Here is a 16168-nt window from a genome sequence, read left to right on the forward strand (position 1 = left end):
GTAGATGATTTATTGTTAACAAAGATCACACCGGGGTGTCCCCCGCGGTTCCGCCCGCGACTCCGTCACCCGCACCCGGCGGGGCCGGAGACGGGCACCTTTCCTTCGGGGACCACGCGAGGAGGGCCGGGATCGCCGGGGGCGGGCCGCCACGGGGCACGGGCCAGGATGCCTAACGCCAGGCCGATCAGCTGTGCCGTCCCGGCCGCGAGCAGGCACCAGCGCACGCCGTACTGCGCGACCACCCCCAGCGCCGCGGCCCCGCAGGCGAAGGAGAAGCTGCGCAGACCGGCGCCGGTGCCGAACACCCCGGACTGCACCCGCGGCGGCGACCGTTCGAACCGGGTGCGGAACAGTCCCATGAACAGCGGCGCGGTGACCGCGCCCGCGAGGAACGTCACCGCCAGCGTCAGCGGCGGGCCGGACACGAGGGCGAGCAGGCACAGCAGCACGGCGTAGGCCACCGCCGACACGCGCACCACGACCTCCGGCCGTCCCCGCAGCGGCCAGCGCGCGCACACGACCGACACCAGCAGGTTGCCCGCGGCGAGCGTCGTCAGCAGCACGCCCACCCAGCCGAGCCCGCCGGTGAGCCCTGCGGAGATCAGCGGCGCCGCGACGATGACCCCGGCCTGGGCCACCGCGGTGAACGACGTCACCAGCGTCACCTCGCGCAGCACGCCGTCCGCGACCATGGCGCGCAGGCCGGAGCCGATCGCGGGCCACCCGGCGACGCTTCCCTTGGGCCGCCGCGGCAGCCGGATGCCGCCGAGGGGCAGCAGCGCGAGGGCGAACGGCGCGCCGGCGAGGAGCAGCTGCCCCTCCGCGGTGAAGGCGACGCCGAGGCCGGCGAGCGCGGGCCCCGCCATGCCCGCGACGCTGAACACGGCCACGTCGAGGGAGAGCGCACGCGGCAGGCGCTCCGGGGGGAGGATGCGGGCGAGCTGCGCGGTGAGCGCGCCGCTGAGCATGGGGTGCCCGATGCCGATGAGGGCCGCGACCGCCATGAGCGGCACCAGCGGCGCCCACGCCAGCAGGTGGCCGAGGACGGCGAGGCCGCAGCACGTCAGGCAGAGCACCCCCGCGTACGCCAGCGCCGGTCGCCGCACCTGGTCGAGGACGGCCCCCGCGAACGGCCCGCCGAGGGCCGCCGAGGCGGTGGCCCCCGCCACGAGCATCACGCCGTCCAGGGGCGGACGGCCAAGGGTGAGCGCCGCGAGCAGCAGCGCTGGGGTCACCGCCTCGACGCCGGTGCGGCCGAGCGCGGCCGTGGCCAGGTACGCGGTGAAACGCCCTCGGTCACTGGCCACGGGGGAAGAGGATGGGTTCGCCGATACGCGGGACGACCACGTCGGCACCGGGAGCCAGCCGGTGGTAGATCTCGACGAACCGCTCCGGGTCCAGGGTCGCGCCCGGCCCGTAGTCCTCGTCGTGCCACAACCCGAAGTGCATCGGCACCGCGAGCCGGGGGCGCTGCCGCCAGGCGAGCATCGCGGCCTCGTCGACGTCCATGTTGCCGGCGGTGCCGTTCATGCAGATGAGCGAGATGTCGACCCGGTCCTCGGTGTCGTCGACGATCCGCGCGTCGTACTCGGTGTCGCCGGAGTGGTAGATCCGCCACCCGCCGGCGGTCACGATGTAACCGACGGCGTCCGGTGTGGGCTCCTGCTCGAACATGTGCCTGGCCGTGACCGCCTCGATGGTCACGTCGCCGATCTCCACGATGTCGCCGCGCCGCAGCCCGTGCGTCCTGTCGTGCGGGAAGCCGCCGCCACGGGCGATCTTCGCGGCGGACGGCGGGCCGACGAACGCGGTCCCGGGGTGCGCCGCGAACGCCGTGACGCAGTCGGGATCGAGGTGGTCGTCGTGCGGGTGGGTGGCGAGCACCGCGTCGAACTCGGACTCCTCCGCCGTGAGCGGCGCGGGGACGCCGCGGGAGATGCCGTACGACGCCACCACCGACTCCGACAGGTAGGGGTCGATGGCGATCATCGTCCCGCCGGGACTCTTGATGACGAAACCGGCCTGGTAGAGCCACCAGATGCCGACGCTGCCCTCCGGCACCGCCGCGTCCCGGATGCCGGGCCACAGGGACTCCCCGGGCGGGGGTGCGGTGAGCACGGGTTCCTGGCCTGTCACAGTTACTCCTTCGTCGGGGGGTGCGGGCGGTCGGTCAGCCCTTGACCCCACCCGCGGTGAGGCCGGAGATGATGTAGCGCTGGATCAGCATGTAGAGCACGACCGGCGGGATGGCGTAGACCAGGCCGCCGGCGAGCAGCACGTCGACCTGTGTGTCGAGCTGGCCGATCAGGGTGGCCAGGCCGACCGCGGCCGGGTACTGCTCCGGACTCGTGATCATGGTGGTGGCGAAGAGGTACTCGCCCCAGCTGGCGAAGAAGGCCACCACCGCGACGGCGACAATGGCCGGCGAGGTGAGCGGCACCATGATGCGGCGCAGCACGCCGAGGTGGCTGCACCCGTCGATGAGCGCCGCCTCGCGGATCTCGCGGGGCACGCCGGCCATCGCCGAGCGCAGGATCCACACGCCGATGGGCAGCACGAACGCCGCGTGCAGCAGGGCCAGCGCGAACAGGTTGTTCACGATGTCGGCCCGGCTGTACAGCTGGTAGATGGGGATGATGACGATCGCTTCCGGCATCATCTGCGTGGTCATGAGCAGCAGCCCGAACAGCATGCGGCCGTGCCAGCGCAGCGTCGCCAGCGCGTACGCGCCGATGGTCGCGAGGAAGGTGGTGACGATCGTCGCCGCGGTCGCCAGCAGCGTCGAGTTGACCAGCCAGCCGCCGATCGGCAGGTCCTGGAAGACCTTCGCGAACCCGGACAGGTCCAGCGTGCTCGGCCACAGGCTCGGCGGGTAGTGCAGCGTGTTCGCCGTCGGCTGGATCGCGGTCAGCACCATCCAGTAGATCGGGAACAGCACGATCAGGCACACCGTGCCGATGAACAGGTACCGTCCCGCGACGCGCAGCCGCCGCACGCGCTGCCAGGAGGAGTCCGTCCTCGGCGCGACCGGGGCCGGTACGGGGGTCGTCGTGGCCATCAGTCTGAGTCCTCCCCGTACCGGCGCTGGATGCCCACGATCACGACGGTCACCAGGAGCGTGACCACGAGGCTCGCGACGCCGATGGTGGTGCCGTACGAATAGTCGTAGAACTTGAAGGCGCTGTTGTAGATCCCGAGGACCAGCGTCTCGGTGTCCCGCCCCGGGCCGCCGCCGGTGGTCAGCCAGATGAGGCTGAACTGCCGGAACGCGAAGATGAACGCGAGCAGCGAGAGCAGGATGAGGGTCGGCCGGATCGAGGGGAGCGTCACGTGCCGGAACCGCTGCCACACGTTGGCGCCGTCCACCCGGGCGGCCTCCTCCAGCGATTCGGGCACGGTCTGCAGCGAGGCGAGGATGACGATGCTGTAGAAGGGGAACGTCTTCCACGTCGAGATGAGCACGATCGACACCAGGGCCAGCGGGCTGGAGGTCAGCCACCCTCCTGACGCGTCGAGCCCGGGGATGTGGTCGGAGACGAGGTTGATCACGCCGAACGTCGGGTTCATGATCCAGATGAAGATCAGGACCGTGGCGATCTCGGGGAACGCCCACGGCGTCATCATCACGCCGCGGATCAGGCTGCGCCCGCGCATCCGGCGGTTCACCAGCAGCGCCGTCGCCAGCCCGGACCCCACCGCGATCACGACGACCAGGAGCGCGTACGTCAGCGTGTTCCACAGGCTGCCGTAGAAGTCGGGGTCGTGGAACAGGCGGTCGTAGTTGCGCAGCCCGACGAAGGACGAGTCGGTGGCCCCGAGCGAGGTGTCGGTCAGGCTCAGCCGCACGCTCTGGAAGATCGGGTAGAGCACGAACACTGCCTCGTAGAGGAGGATCGGCCCGGCGAGCATGTACGCGAGGACGTGTGTCCTGCTGCCGCGCCTGCGTGCGCGGCGCGGCGCGGAGGCCGGGCCCGCGGGGCCGGCCTCCGCCACATCGGCGCCTGTCGGCGCTGTCGAGGTCGTCATTTGAGCCGGGACGCCAGGGCTTCCAGCTGGGCCTGCGCCTTGCCCATGCTCTCGGCGACCGGTACGCCCTTGGTGAGCGACTCCTGGAAGTTCTTCAGGACGATGTTGCCGAACTCATCGTTGGCCGTGATGAAGTCGCCCATGAGGTCCATCGGGGTCACCGGGTTGACGTCCTGGTACCCGCTCAGCCACGGCAGATCCTTGAGGTAGGTGGCGAACTCCGGAACGCTGTCGAGCTCCGGGTAGGGCGGGATCGCGTCGAGCGACTTCATCGTGAGCAGCGCCATGTTCTCCGGTTTGAGCAGCCAGGTGAGGAACTCGGTGGCCTCCGCCTTGTGCTCGGTGCCCTTGAAGATCCCGATCGGGTGCACCCGGGAGGTGCCCCGCTTGCCCTGCCACGGCGACGCGGCGCTGCGCAGCTGGCCGTAGATCTTGGGGCTGTTCGACTTGAGGACGTTCACGGTGGCGGAGACGACGACGCCCATGGCGGCGCGGCCGTCGCCCATGAGGCTCATCATCTGCGCGTCGTTGAGGCCCTTGGGCACGCTGGTGTCGTAGATGGACTTGAAGAGCTCAAGGGACTTCACCACCGGCTCGCTCGTGACGAGCGGTTGGCGGCCCTGGGCCCAGACGCCGTCGTAGGCGTTGACGGTGTTCTGCAGGTTGAACCAGAAGCTGCCCTCTTCGGCGAGGGTGTTCGCCTGGATGATGCCGAACTTGTCGGGGCGGTGGGTCAGCTTCTTGCCCTGCTCGATCCACTCCTCGGGGGTCGTCGCCGGCTGCAGGCCCGCCTCGGTGAGCATCGCCTCGTTGTAGAGCAGGCCGAAGCCGACGGTCACCGTGCTGACGCCGTACAGCGCGCCGTCCTTCTGCATGAACGCGTGCAGCTTGGCGTCGGGGGTGACCTTGGCGGCGCTGATGGCCTCGGTCGCCGGCAGGAACTGGCCGAGCGAGAGCAGCCGCGCGGCGAGGTCCGGCGGGGCAGTGATCAGGTCACCCGCCAGCGCGCCGGACTGGATCTGGGTGAGGACGTTGTTGGAGTACTGGGCGAACGGCCAGCCGGTCATGCTGACCTCGATGGTCTTGCTCTGCGCGTTGAAGGCGTCGCAGACCGCCTTCCACGCCTCCTTGCGACCGGGCTCGAACCCCATCCAGGAGACGATCTTGAGTGGTGTCTTGCCTCCACTGGTCTTGGCGGACGGCGACGACGAGCCGCCGCACGCGGCGAGCAGCGGCGCACCCGCGGCGGCGACGCCGAGGAGACCGAGCCCTTTGAGGAAACCGCGCCGTCCCGCGTCCGGTGATATCTGAACAGTCTCCGACCTGGGGGTGTCGTCCATTAAGTACCTCCTGGGAACGGTCCGAGACCGACCGGGAACTTGCTGATTGTTGACAATCAGCGGGTTCCATCAGGGTCGGGGGTGGCCTGTCGCATGTCAATAGTCCGAGTCCTGTGCGTTACGGCAATGTTGCCTGACTTGCCCCTGTTTCAGCCATCAAGTCCAGAACTTTGGCGGCCCAGCGCAGGTAGACGGCGTACGCGTGCGCCGCCTCCCGCCGGGACTCCGCCGTCGCCGCCACCCGGTGCACGGGCGCGGCGAGCCGCTCCACCGCCGTCGTGAGGGCGGCCCCGCTCGCGGCCATCGCCAGCATCGCCGCGCCGCGCGAGGGCGGATCCGCGTCGTCCACGGCCTCCAGGTCCACGCCGAGCGTCCGGCCGCGTATCTCCCACCAGCGGCGATCGCGTCCGGCGTGGCCGCCGAGGCGCACCACGCCCCCCAGGCCTTCCCCGGCGCCGATCAGCCCGGCGGCGGTCTCCAGCACGTGGCGGTCGGCGAGGGAGACGCCGGCGAGCACGGCCGCGGCGAACTCGGCCGGGCCGTCGTCCGCGCCGAGCCCGGCGAGCACGGCCCGCACGTCGTCGCGCCAGATCGGCGCCCGCTCCCCCGACAGGTACGGCACGAACGCCGGACGGGGGCCGGCGCGCGCCGTCGCGGCGAGATCGACGATCTCGTCCGGGGTGCGGCCGAGCATCCGCCCGGCCCACTCGACCGAGGCGCCGCTGGACTGGGTCGGCCCGTAGACCACGGTCATCGGCGAGCAGGCGGGCGGGATGACGTACAAGGGGTGCGCCTGTTCGGGGCCCGCGCGCACGCTCGTCCCGCTCATCGAGGAGGTGCCGGTCAGCACGAACGACGTCGGCGCGGTCAGGGCCCCGAGCGCCAGCATGCCGGACATGGCGTCGGAACAGCCCACACTGACCGGCACCGGCGCCGCCCGGAGCCCGAGCGCCTTCGCGCCCGCCGCGGTGAGCGTGCCCCTGGCCGTCCAGCCCGGCGCCAGCGGCGGCACGGCGGACACCGGCCAGCCGGCCGCCTCGACGACGGCCGCGGCGGGTGCCGAGGTCAGCACGTGGCACAGTCCCTTGCTCGACCAGGGGTCCGACAGCGGCGAGCCGGTGAGCACCAGGCCGAGGTAGTCCTTGGGCTGGAGCAGCCAGCGCGCCCTGCGGACGGTGTGCGGCTCGTGCTCGGCGAGCCAGCGCAGCTTGGCGGGGCAGGCCGACGCCGACCACGGCAGCGACGTGCCGATCAGCGGGTACGGGTCGCCGAGTTCGCGTTCCAGTTCCCTGGCCTGCCGCCGGGCACGGGTGTCCTGCCAGCCGAGGGCGGGCCGTACGGGCTCACCCTCGTCGTCGACGACGACCAGCGTCGGGGTCTGGCCGGACAGCCCGATGCCGCGCAGGCGGACGCCGGGGACCGCCCGGCAGGCGTCCGCGGTCGCCGCGGCGGCGGCGCGGACGTAGTCCTCAGGCGCCTGCTCGGCGTGGTCCGGGCCGGCCCGCACGGTGCGCACCGGTCCGCTGCCGCGGCCGGCCACCGCGCCGCCGTCGTCGAGGAGGACCGCCTTCACCGACGAGGTGCCGACGTCCAGTCCAAGCCACACACCCACACTCCGTGCCATGTCACGGCCGGTCGAGCCTGATCAGGGGCGGCCTGGTTCCCCAGCCCGGCCCACGCGCCGGGGACACGGCTTCCGCCGCGCCCCCCTTGACAGCATGGTCACCAGTTAGCAGCCTATTGTCAACAATCTACGGAACTCCTCCGGCGGCGTACGAAAGGCTCACTCATGGACTCCTCAGCCGTGGTCGCCGGGATCACCGGTTCGTCGCTGCTCGTCACCGGCGGCGGCACCGGCATCGGCCGCGCCGTCGCCCTGGCCGCGGCCCGGCACGGCGCGCGGGTCACGATCAGCGGCCGGCGCCGCGACGTGCTGGACGACACCGCCCGGTGCGCGGCGGCCGACGGGCTCGACGTCCACGCCGAGGTCGCCGACGTCACCGACTCGGCGTCGGTGGACGACCTGGTCGCGTCGGTGGCCGCCCGTCAGGGCGGGCTGGACGGCGTGGTGAACGCCGCGGGGGTGGCGCGGTTCGGCCCCAGCGAGGACGTGACGGACGAGGACTTCCTGCACGTGATCGACGTCAACCTGGTGGGCGCGTTCCGGGTCTCCCGGGCCGCGGGCCGGGTCATGCTCCCCGCCGGGCGCGGCAGCATCGTGCACATCGGCTCGCTGACCAGCCTCGGCGGCTTCGCCGGCCGCACCGCGTACGGGGTCTCCAAGCACGGCGTCATCGGGCTCACCCGCACGCTCGCCGCCGAGTGGGGCGCCACCGGCGTGCGGGTCAACGCGGTCGCCCCCGGCTTCGTCCGGACCCCCATGACCGACCGCGCGATCAGCCGCGGCGTGCTGAACCTCGACGACATCGAACGGCGCACGCCCCTGGCCCGCCGGGCCGAGCCCGAGGAGATGACGGGCCCCGTGCTGTTCCTGCTGTCGGACACCGCGAGCTTCGTCAACGGCGACTGCCTCGTGGCCGACGGCGGCTGGACCGCCTCCGTCGGCCCGCCCACCGGCTTCGCCGACGCCCGCCCGCTCCCGGCGAGCTGAGGCGCACCCTACCCGGAACGGTGTTCCGTTTACGGCTGGTGCGGTAGGCGCAGTCCCGCGATGAGGAGCTCGACCAGCCGGCGCGCGTCGTAGCGGGGGTCGTTCTCCGCGCCGATGCAGAGGTTCCCGACGCCGTGCATGAGTTCGTGGGCTTCGATGTCGGAACGGATCTCCCCTGCGGCGGCCGCGGCGTCGAGCAGCCCGGCGCACACGGGCACGAGCCGGTCGAGGAAGTAGGCGTGCAGCGCGTCGAAACCGGCGTCGCCGGACCGCAGCACGGCGGCGAGCCCGTGCTTGGTGACCAGGAAGTCGACGAACAGGTTGATCCACCGCGCCAGCGCGGCGTGCGGGGTCGCGGCGCTCGCCAGCAGGACCGGGCCGGCCTCCGCGCAGGCCTCCACCTGGTGCCGGTAGACGGCGATGATGAGATCGGCCCGCGTCGGGAAGTGGCGGTAGATCGTGGCCACCCCGACTCCCGCCCTGGCCGCGATGTCGCGCACCGGCGCCTCGACGCCCGAGGTCACGAAGACCGCCGCGGCGGCGTCGAGCAGCGTCCTCTCGTTGCGCCGGGCGTCGGCCCGCTTGCGCGGGGCCGCGTCCCCCTTGCCGTCGTTCACCACGCGCGTTCCCTCCGCTGCCGGGCTTGCCAAACGGAACCGTGTTCCGTATTGTTTTCGGAACACGGTTCCGTTTGCTCATGATGCCAGAGCACGGGCCTTCCCTGCCAACCCTCAGTGGAGGAGATCATGCAGTACCGCACCTTGGGCCGCACCGGCGTGCAGGTCAGCTCCCTCGTGCTCGGCGCGATGAACTTCGGCGCCATCGGACGCACCACCCAGGACGAGGCCACCGCAATCGTCGACGCCGCCCTGGAGGCCGGGATCAACCTCATCGACACCGCCGACAGGTACAGCGGCGGGGAGTCGGAGGAGATGGTCGGCAAGGCCATCGCCGGCCGCCGCGACGACATCGTGCTGGCCACCAAGGCGAACATGCCGATGGACGACGAGCGCAACCACCGGGGCAGCTCGCGCCGCTGGCTGGTCACCGCGCTGGACGACAGCCTGCGCCGCCTCGGCGTCGACCACGTCGATCTCTACCAGATCCACCGGTGGGACCCGGCGACCGGCGACGAGGAGACGCTGTCGGCCCTGACCGACCTGCAGCGCGCCGGGAAGATCCGCTACTTCGGCTCCTCGACCTTCCCGGCGTACCGCATCGTGCAGGCCCAGTGGGCGGCCCGGGACCATCACCTGAGCCGTTACGTCACCGAGCAGCCCAGCTACTCGATCCTCCAGCGCGGGGCCGAGACCCACGTACTGCCCGTGACCGAGCAGTACGGGCTCGGCGTGCTGGTGTGGAGCCCGCTGGCCTCGGGCTGGCTGTCGGGTGCGGTCCGCGAGGGCCGGGAGATCGCCACCCACCGCTCGGCGGTCCTGCCGGAGCGCTTCGACACCTCCGTCCCGTCCAACCGCGCCAGGCTCGACGCGGTCGAGCAGCTGGCGAAGGTCGCCGACGAGGCCGGTCTGACGCTGATCCAGCTCGCGCTCGGCTTCGTCACCGCGCACCCGGCCGTGACCAGCGCGATCATCGGCCCCCGCACACCGGACCACCTGCGCTCGCAGCTCGCCGCCGCCGACACGGTGCTCTCCGCCGACGTCCTCGACGCCGTCGACTCGATCGTCGCCCCGGGCGTCGACCTCGCCGCGCACGAGAAGTTCGACACCCCGCCCGCACTGCTCGACCCGTCGCTACGCCGCCGCTGACCGCCCGGCCCGCCACGGCGACCGGTCCGTCGCCACGCCGCCGCCGACCGCCCGGCCCGGCCGCGGCGGCCGGTCACCGCCCCGCGGGGTCGGCGACGTCGAGTACCGCGGACGCGTACCGCCGGACGGCTTCGACGTCGCCCGCCGCCACGTCCTCCTCCCGCCAGAGCACCTTGCCGAGGCAGACCGCCACCGCCCCCGCCGCCAGGTACGCCGGCACCTGCTCGGGCGTGATCCCCCCGGACACGACCAGCGGCACGTCGGGCAACGGCTCCCGCACCGACCGCACGTACTCGACCCCGCCCACGGCCCCCACCGGGAACACCTTGGCCGCGTGGGCCCCGAGCCCGATCGCCGCGACCATCTCGCTCGGCGTCAGCGCCCCCGGCACCGCCACCAGCCCGAGGTCCACCGCCTCCCGCACGACCGCGGCATCGGTGTGCGGCGACACCACGAACCCACCCCCCGCCTGCGCGCATTCCCGCACCTGTCCCACCGTCCGCACCGTCCCCGCCCCCACGTTCCCGGCCCCCTCCCCCACCAGCCGCGCGATGACCCCCACCGCGTCCGGAACCGTGAACGTCACCTCGACGGCGGCCACCCGCGTACCCGAGAGCGCACGCCCGATGGTGAGCGCGTGCTCGGCACTACCGGTACGCACGACCGCGACGACACCACGAGGCAGGGACATGGGCATGAGCGTTCACCTATCTAAGAAGGAGTGATTGTCAACAATAAACTATCGACCAGCTCCACCGGCACCCCCCGCACGCCTCGGTACGATCAGCGGATGACGGCCAGCGACCGGCACGGATCGATCGTCGACACGCTCCTGGCATCCGCCGAGCCCTCCATCCGCTGGAAGGTCCGCACCCAGGTACTGGGCGAAGCCCCCGGCTCCCCCGAGATCACCGAGCTCCGCACCGAGATCCAGAACTCCGTCCGGGTACGGCGACTACTGGCCCCGTGCCTCTCGGCGGACCCCCCACCCGTCTACGCCAAGTGGCAGGGCCCGCACTGGACCCTGACGGCCCTCGCGGACCTGGGCCATCCACCCGGCGACAAGACACTCCACCCGCTACGCGACCAGATCCTCACCACATGGCTCGACGAGTCGTACTACCTGGAGTTCGAGGCGGCCACGAAGTCCGCCGCCTACCGAGGGCGCGGCGTCCCGGTGATGCGGGCCCGCCACCGCCGCTGCGCCTCCCAGCAGGGAAACGCCCTCTGGTCCCTGACCACCCTCGGCCTGGCCGACGACCGCTGCGACGCACTGGTGGAGCGCCTGCTGCACTGGCAGTGGCCGGACGGCGGCTGGAACTGCGACAAGAACCCAGCCGCCGACACCTCGTCGTTCTACGAGACACTGCCCCCCATGAGAGGCCTGGCGGCATACGCGGCGACGGACTCCGCCCCCGCCGCCTCGGCCGCCCGCCGAGCCGCCGAGGTCCTCCTGACCCGCCGCCTCGCCTACCGCGTCAGCACAGGCACCCTGATCCACCCCGAGTTCGCCAAGCTCCACTACCCGCTGTACTGGCACTACGACATCCTCGGCGGCCTGAAAGCCATGGCCGCCCTGGGCCTCCTGGGGGACGACCGCTGCACCGGCGCCCTGGACCTCCTGGAGTCCCTCCGCCTCCCCGACGGCTGGCCCGCCCACGCCCGCTACTACAAGGTGTCCGACAGCATCGCCCTGCACCACGACTCCGTCGACTGGGGCGGCACGAGCACCCGCCGCACCAACCCCTGGGTCACCGCGGACGCCCTCGCGGTACTCCACGCCGCCGGCCGCCTCCGGCTGTGAGAAAACCTCCGGGCATCCTCCATGTGATTCAGGCTCAGGAGCTTGTGAGGATGACGAGTTGCTGGGTGGCCCGGGTCATCGCGACATAGCGGTCCACCGCTCCTTCGATGCCGTCGCCGAAGGTTTCCGGGTCGATCAAGATGACCAGGTCGAATTCGAGGCCCTTCGACAGTTCCGGGGGCAGGGATCGGACGCGGGGGGTCGCCTTGAAGGTGGGGTCGCCGATCACGCAGGCGATGCCTTCGGGGTGCGTGCCGAGCCAGGTGGCGAGGATCGAGTCCAGGTCCGAAGTGGACGCGTGCAGGACGGGGGCGCCGCCGGTGCGGATGGAGGTCGGGACGTTGGCGTCGGGGAGGGCGGCGCGGATCACCGGCTCGGCTTCGGCCATCACCTGTTCCGGGGTCCGGTAGTTGACGCTCAGGGTGGCCAGGGTGACGCGGTCGAGGCCGATGCGTCCGAGTCGTTCCTGCCAGGACTCGGTGAAGCCGTGCCTGGCCTGGGCGCGGTCGCCGACGACGGTGAAGCTCCGGGACGGGCAGCGCAGGAGCAGCATCTGCCATTCGGCGTCGGTCAGTTCCTGGGCCTCGTCCACGACGACGTGCGCGAACGGGCCGGCGAGCACGTCCGGGTCGGCGCTCTCCAGTACGGTCTCGTCGACCAGGGCCTCCTGCAGGTCCTGTCCGTGCAGCATCGTCACCGCGCCCTCGCCGTCGTCGTCGGCCTCCAGCATGGCGGCGGTGACCTTGGCCCTGTGCTCGCGTTCGGCGGCGACGGCGGCCTTCTCCCGGCGCTTGCGCCGGGACGCCTCCGGGTCGCCGAGCCGCTGCCGTGCCGCGTCCAGGAGGGGCAGGTCGGAGACCGTCCAGGCCTGGGGGTCGGCGCGCTGCAACCGGCGGATCTCGCCGGGGCTGAGCCAGGGGGCGCACAGCCGCAGGTAGGCGGGTACCGTCCACAGGTCTCCGACGAGGTCGGCGGCCTCGAGCAGCGGCCAGGCGCGGTTGAAGGTCGTGAGCAGCTCCCTGTTCTGGAGCAGCGACTTGCGCAGCAGGTCGGCCGAGGCCTCGCCCTCGTGCTTCTCCATCAGGATCCTGAGGAGTTCCTCCCAGATCAGGTCGCGCGCGTCGTTGTGCGGGATACCGGGTTCCGCCGCCTCGAACGCCTCGGCCCAGTCGTCGACGCCCAGCCAGATGCCGGACCAGTGGGTCTGGACGGTCATCCCCTGGGTGGGAGGGTTCTCGTAGAACCTGACGGCCTTCTCGATCGCCTTCACCAGGTTCGCGGACGACTTCAGCCGGGCCACGTCCGGGTCGGTCTCGACCGCCGCCGCGGCGCCCTCGGCGACGAGGTCCCGCAGGGTGCAGGTCTGCACGCCCTCCTCGCCGAGGCTCGGGAGGACGTCGGCGACGTAGGCCAGGTAGGGCTGGTGCGGGCCGACGAACAGCACGCCGCCCCGGTGGTGCCCAAGGCGGGGGTCGGAGTAGAGGAGGTAGGCGGAGCGGTGCAGGGCGACGACGGTCTTGCCCGTACCGGGGCCGCCGTCGACGACGAGGGCGCCGCGGGATCCGGCGCGGATGATGGCGTCCTGGTCGGCCTGGATGGTGCCGAGCACGTCCCGCATCCGGGCCGACCGGTTGCCGCCCAGGCTGGCGATGAAGGCGGACTGGTCGTCGAGCGCGGCGTGCCCGACGAGCCCGTCCGGGGTGAACACCTCGTCCCAGTAGTCGCTGATCCGGCCGCGGGTCCAGCGGTACCTGCGGCGGCTCGCCAAGCCCATGGGGTTGGCGTGGGTGGCGCCGAAGAACGGCTCGGCCGCCGGGGAGCGCCAGTCGAGCAGCAGCCGGCGCCCCGCGCGGTCCGTGAGGCCGAGCCGTCCGACGTACACGGGCTCGGGGTCGTCCGCGCCGACGATGTGCCCGAGGCACAGGTCCAGGCCGAAGCGGCGCAGCGCGCGCAGGCGGGTGCTCAGCCGGTGGACCTCCAGGTCCCGGTCCAGCGCCTGCCGGCCGAGGCCGCCGGGCGACCTGCGCGCGGCGTCGAGGCGGGCGGACAGGTCGGCGATCGACTGCTCGAGGCTCTCCGCGATGGCCGCGAAGTGGTGCTCGTCGCCGGCGATCAGCGCCGGGTCGGCCTTCGGGGCGAGGTGGCCGGGAAGGTCGAACGCACTGGTGGTCAGGGTCATCAGCTCCGATCTGAGGGGGACATTTTCGCGGCTCGGCGTTCCGTGGTTCATGCGCGCACCTTCTGCCTCTCCCGGCTGATCACGTCGAGCAGCAGCGTCGCGGCCACCGCCGCCCCGACCGGCGCCATCGGCACGCCGGCCCCGCTCAGCAGCTCCGCGAACTCCCGATCCGGCGGCGCGCACACCCGCACCTCCGCCCCGAGCTCCCGCAGCCGCACCGCCAGCCCCACCAGCGGCTCGACGTCCCCCCGCGACCCATACGTCGCCAACAACACACGCACTTCGCTGTCCCCGTTTCCGCAGGCTACTGGCCTCGGCCGCTGATTCTGCGGCATGACCCGGGTCTTGCCGCAAGCCCCCCGGTGCGCTATACGTTGAGAGTGGAAAGGGTGGGTGCTCCCCTTTCACGATCGCCCGCCGTGGCCGGACGACCCCCTCGCGTAGTGACGCCGCGGCCCCAGGTGAATCCCCATAGGCCAACGCGATACGAGAAGTTCTCCACCCTCTTTCCTGCAACCGTACTTCCTGTGACGGCGCGGGCGGCCCGTCAGCAATTCCCTACTATCCCTGTAGGTATTGACTTGAATTTCACCGGCTGCCTACCATGAGCGCGGCGAGACGTCCGGGTCCGGCCGGGCCCGCACCGGCGGCCTGATCTGGTGCGCCGACGCCAGCCGACGGCCCCCACCACCTTCCGGCATCGACCTCCCCCGACCGGTCCACTCCCCTCCCGCGCGGCACGGGGACGACCCTCAGCGCTCTCGATTCAAGTGGAGTACGCGTGCACCAAAACCCCCAGTCCACCGTGGTCCGCCGGCGGCTGGTCACGACGCTCGCCGTGACCGGGTCGATCCTGCTGACCGCCGCCTGCGGGCCCGGCGGCGTCGGAACCGCCGGCAGCTCCGGCGGAAGCACTCCCAAGGCGGGCGGGACGCTGACCTTCGCGGTCGGGTCGTACGCCGGGTGCGTCGACCCGCAGCAGGTCGGGAGCAACGACACCATCTACGCCCTGCGCCAGATCGTCGACTCGCTGACCGACCAGGACCCGGCCACCGGCAAGATCGTTCCCTGGCTCGCGGAGCGCTGGGAGGTGAGCCAGGACGCGCGGACCTTCACCTTCCACCTCCGTCCGGGAGCCACGTTCAGCGACGGGACACCCGTCGACGCGCAGGCCGTCAAGGACACCTTCGACGCCGCGCCCAAGCTCGGCGCCAAGGCCAGCCTCGCCATCGGCTACCTCAGCGGGTACACCGGCACCAAGGTCGTCGACAAGCTCACCGCGGCGGTCTCGTTCAAACAGCCCAACGCCCAGTTCCTGCAGGCGACGTCGACCTTCTCGCTCGGCCTGGTCTCGCCGGCGAGCGCCAGGAAGACGGCGGATCAGCGCTGCACCGAGGGGATCGCCGGATCGGGCCCGTTCACGCTGGAGGGATACAAGGCGAACCAATCGATCACCCTGGCCAGGCGCGGCGGCTACAACTGGGGGTCGTCCCTGTGGCGCAAGCCCGGCGAGGCCTACCTGGACAAGGTGGTGTTCACCATCGTCCCGGAGGCCGGGGTCCGCACCGGCAGCCTCCAGTCGGGACAGGTCGACGCCATCGGCAGCGTCGGCCTCGCCGACGAGAGCGCGTTGCGGAGCGGAGGCGCGGTCGACCTGCGGGCGCGGGCCAACCCTGGCGTGGTGTTCAACCTGGGGCTCAACAACTCCCGGCCGCTGTTGCGCGAGCCGGCGGTGCGCCAGGCGATCCAGGCGGCGATCAACCGGCAGGAGATCGTCAAGGCGATCTACCCGACCGGCAGCAAGCCCGCGACCAGCGTACTGGCCCACACCACGCCGTTCTACACCGACCTCGGCGCGCGGCTCGCGTTCGATCCCGGCAAGGCCACGTCGCTGCTCGACGCGGCCGGCTGGCGGCCCGGCGCCGACGGCATCCGGGCCAAGGACGGCACCCGGCTGAGCCTGACCGTCGTCTGGTTCCCCGTCGCCGCCACCATCCAGCCGACCCTGGAGCTGATCCAGCAGCAGCTCAAGGCGGCCGGCGTCGAGATCCAGCTGCGGGAGATACCGGTCACCCAGATCGTCGGTGTGCAGCAGTCCGGCGACTTCGACGCGCTGTGGGGGAATATCACGCGGGCCGACCCGGACATCCTGCGCAGCAGCTACTCGACGGCGCTGGCCAATGCGTACCGCATCAAGCCCGGCAAGCTGGAAACAGTGCTGAACGAGCAGGCGGCCACCACCGACGCCACCAAGCGCCAGGCCCTGGTCGCCGAGGCCCAGCGGCTGATCGTCGAGAACGCGTACGTCGTCCCGGTGGTGGAGCTGACCACCGAGCTCGGGGTCGCCAAGCGGGTCCACGACCTGGACTTCGAGGCGTCCAGCCGGATCCAGCTGCACGACACCTGGAAGAGCTAGGAATGCCGGGCGGGAGGAACACG

The 16168-nt window shown here is 71.8% G+C and carries 14 protein-coding genes; 4 read left to right on the forward strand and 10 right to left on the reverse strand.

From position 1 onward, the window contains the following. Window positions 1-65: 65 nt before the first annotated feature. The 6 genes from ACFP1K_RS20570 to ACFP1K_RS20595 all read right to left on the reverse strand — a co-directional run bounded on the left by ACFP1K_RS20570 (window position 66) and on the right by ACFP1K_RS20595 (window position 6975). Window positions 66-1310, reverse strand: coding sequence for an MFS transporter (locus tag ACFP1K_RS20570; RefSeq protein ID WP_380755681.1), 1245 nt, complete (start codon window positions 1308-1310; stop codon window positions 66-68). Continuing rightward, complete coding sequence (locus ACFP1K_RS20575; RefSeq protein ID WP_380755684.1) at window positions 1300-2139, reverse strand: MBL fold metallo-hydrolase; 840 nt, start codon at window positions 2137-2139, stop codon at window positions 1300-1302. Before ACFP1K_RS20575 ends, ACFP1K_RS20570 begins: the two co-directional genes overlap by 11 nt. Window positions 2140-2173: 34 nt before the next feature. Beyond that, window positions 2174-3061: a carbohydrate ABC transporter permease gene (locus ACFP1K_RS20580; protein WP_380755687.1), complete on the reverse strand. Its 888-nt coding sequence runs from the start codon at window positions 3059-3061 to the stop codon at window positions 2174-2176. After that, complete coding sequence (locus ACFP1K_RS20585) at window positions 3061-4029, reverse strand: carbohydrate ABC transporter permease (RefSeq protein WP_380755689.1); 969 nt, start codon at window positions 4027-4029, stop codon at window positions 3061-3063. The genes ACFP1K_RS20580 and ACFP1K_RS20585 overlap by 1 nt, the downstream gene beginning before the upstream one ends. Further along, window positions 4026-5369 carry an ABC transporter substrate-binding protein gene (locus ACFP1K_RS20590; RefSeq protein ID WP_380755691.1) on the reverse strand — a complete coding sequence of 448 codons (1344 nt, stop codon included), beginning with the start codon at window positions 5367-5369 and terminating at the stop codon, window positions 4026-4028. Before ACFP1K_RS20590 ends, ACFP1K_RS20585 begins: the two co-directional genes overlap by 4 nt. Before the next feature lie 118 nt (window positions 5370-5487). Continuing rightward, window positions 5488-6975 (reverse strand): xylulokinase, encoded by a 1488-nt coding sequence (locus ACFP1K_RS20595; RefSeq protein ID WP_380755693.1) that lies wholly within the window; start codon window positions 6973-6975, stop codon window positions 5488-5490. Window positions 6976-7158: 183 nt separating this feature from the next. Between ACFP1K_RS20595 and ACFP1K_RS20600 the strand changes: the two genes are divergently transcribed. After that, on the forward strand, window positions 7159-7980 hold the full coding sequence (locus tag ACFP1K_RS20600; protein WP_380755695.1) for an SDR family NAD(P)-dependent oxidoreductase: 822 nt from the start codon (window positions 7159-7161) through the stop codon (window positions 7978-7980). Between the two features lie 29 nt (window positions 7981-8009). Here the strand turns inward: ACFP1K_RS20600 and ACFP1K_RS20605 are convergent, their stop codons facing one another. Beyond that, window positions 8010-8597: a TetR/AcrR family transcriptional regulator gene (locus ACFP1K_RS20605; RefSeq protein ID WP_380755697.1), complete on the reverse strand. Its 588-nt coding sequence runs from the start codon at window positions 8595-8597 to the stop codon at window positions 8010-8012. Between the two features lie 129 nt (window positions 8598-8726). Between ACFP1K_RS20605 and ACFP1K_RS20610 the strand changes: the two genes are divergently transcribed. Next, the gene (locus tag ACFP1K_RS20610) at window positions 8727-9746 is read left to right on the forward strand and encodes an aldo/keto reductase (RefSeq protein WP_380755700.1); all 1020 of its coding nucleotides are present in this window, start codon (window positions 8727-8729) and stop codon (window positions 9744-9746) included. Window positions 9747-9819: 73 nt separating this feature from the next. On the opposite strand, the gene ACFP1K_RS20615 is transcribed toward ACFP1K_RS20610, so the two are convergent. Next, window positions 9820-10437: a bifunctional 4-hydroxy-2-oxoglutarate aldolase/2-dehydro-3-deoxy-phosphogluconate aldolase gene (locus tag ACFP1K_RS20615; protein ID WP_380755702.1), complete on the reverse strand. Its 618-nt coding sequence runs from the start codon at window positions 10435-10437 to the stop codon at window positions 9820-9822. A 99-nt stretch (window positions 10438-10536) separates the two neighbouring features. On the opposite strand from ACFP1K_RS20615, the gene ACFP1K_RS20620 reads away from it, so the two are divergent. Beyond that, on the forward strand, window positions 10537-11550 hold the full coding sequence (locus tag ACFP1K_RS20620; protein WP_380755704.1) for a hypothetical protein: 1014 nt from the start codon (window positions 10537-10539) through the stop codon (window positions 11548-11550). A 34-nt stretch (window positions 11551-11584) separates the two neighbouring features. Here ACFP1K_RS20620 and helR read toward each other — a convergent pair whose 3' ends face one another. Both helR and ACFP1K_RS20630 read right to left on the reverse strand, forming a co-directional pair. Then, the gene (helR, locus tag ACFP1K_RS20625; protein WP_380755793.1) at window positions 11585-13729 is read right to left on the reverse strand and encodes an RNA polymerase recycling motor ATPase HelR; all 2145 of its coding nucleotides are present in this window, start codon (window positions 13727-13729) and stop codon (window positions 11585-11587) included. A gap of 47 nt (window positions 13730-13776) precedes the next feature. Further along, window positions 13777-14010, reverse strand: a complete 234-nt coding sequence (locus ACFP1K_RS20630; RefSeq protein ID WP_380755706.1) for a glycosyltransferase — start codon at window positions 14008-14010, stop codon at window positions 13777-13779. 500 nt (window positions 14011-14510) lie between these two features. On the opposite strand from ACFP1K_RS20630, the gene ACFP1K_RS20635 reads away from it, so the two are divergent. Next, the gene (locus ACFP1K_RS20635) at window positions 14511-16145 is read left to right on the forward strand and encodes an ABC transporter substrate-binding protein (protein WP_380755708.1); all 1635 of its coding nucleotides are present in this window, start codon (window positions 14511-14513) and stop codon (window positions 16143-16145) included. Window positions 16146-16168 lie beyond the last annotated feature (23 nt).

Source organism: Sphaerisporangium aureirubrum (genome assembly GCF_042658925.1).
In the GTDB taxonomy this organism is placed as follows: domain Bacteria; phylum Actinomycetota; class Actinomycetes; order Streptosporangiales; family Streptosporangiaceae; genus Sphaerisporangium; species Sphaerisporangium aureirubrum.